General features: G+C 57.8%; 2 protein-coding genes. One reads left to right on the top strand and one right to left on the bottom strand.

The window, feature by feature from the left end:
• Positions 1–587, bottom strand: a 587-nt coding sequence (locus Q4P78_RS09195; protein ID WP_303340069.1) for a DUF4245 domain-containing protein, incomplete at its 3' end; no start/stop codon positions are given.
• 258 nt (positions 588–845) lie between these two features.
• Here Q4P78_RS09195 and Q4P78_RS09190 point away from each other — a divergent pair.
• Positions 846–1,126 (top strand): fructose-bisphosphatase class II (locus Q4P78_RS09190; protein WP_303340068.1); only part of this gene is annotated, 281 nt, incomplete at its 3' end.

Raw genomic sequence — 1,126 nt, 5'->3', positions numbered from 1 at the left:
TTTGAGGTAGCCGCCCGTACCTCCCACTCCACCCCGGCTATCTGCTCGGTGCCCTGTTTTGTGGCGTTGTCAGTCTGCTGAGCCACCCACGTGGGGTTTGTATCTTTCGCCTGGGTTAGCTCAATAAAGTGGTTCTTCCCGGTAACCTGGCCGCTTTTAAAAAACCCAATATTATCCGGTGTATTACCATTCCACCGGGCATAGTTATAGTGCCAGCCTTCCAGCTGCGGCACAGCTACCGGAAACCCTGCCTGACGGCTCGACTCAAACGCAACCTGCGCCACATTTACCTGCGGGCGGTACGGGGTTTTATCCGGGCGTGGCATAAGCCATAGCACCGGAATAAGGATCAGAATCATCGCAACCATCGAAATAATCATGTTGCGCGCCGGGGCGTTAATACGCTTCGACTGTTTAACGGTAATCTGCGGTGTCACCGTCTGCTCACCGTCCGGACGCTCGGCTGCAGTAAGGTCCTGCGGTAGCTCGGCAGCGGAAGAGCTGGAGGATGCATCACCCAGCTTCCTCGTACCGGCGGGTGGGTTCTCGTCCTGGGGGTTGTGTGCGTTATTCTGAGAATTTTCCACAGTGTCTATTCTCTCACACCGCTGCTGGAGCACCCGAACCCAAACGGCCACTCTATACCCCCCCAACACGCACCGGACGCACCCCGTGCCGCACCGTTCAAGTGAGCTGCGCATCCTTGCAAACCGCTAATAACCCACCAGAAAAACCGCTCAAAAGAACCACACAGTAAACAGCCCGCGTTATGCTAGATAACGTAGAGACCGCCAAACTATACGGCCGCCCGGCCGGCTGGCCCAATCAACCCTCGAAGGTGAGTAATGACTGAGAACAACAATAACCACGGTAGCCGTAACCTCGCGCTGGAGCTTGTGCGCGCCACCGAAGCCGCCGCCATCGCCGCAGGCCCCTGGGTGGGGGCAGGAGATAAGAACGCCGCAGACGGCGCCGCAGTGGACGCAATGCGCTACCGCCTCTCCTCCGTGAGTTTCAACGGCACCGTCGTCATTGGCGAAGGTGAAAAAGACAAGGCCCCCATGCTGTTTAACGGTGAAGTCGTTGGTGACGGCACCGGCCCCAACCTCGACATTGCGGTAGATCC

The sequence above is a fragment of the Rothia sp. (in: high G+C Gram-positive bacteria) genome (genome assembly GCF_030540545.1).
Taxonomy (GTDB): Bacteria; Actinomycetota; Actinomycetes; order Actinomycetales; family Micrococcaceae; genus Rothia.
This window is presented reverse-complemented; position numbering and strand designations above follow the sequence as displayed.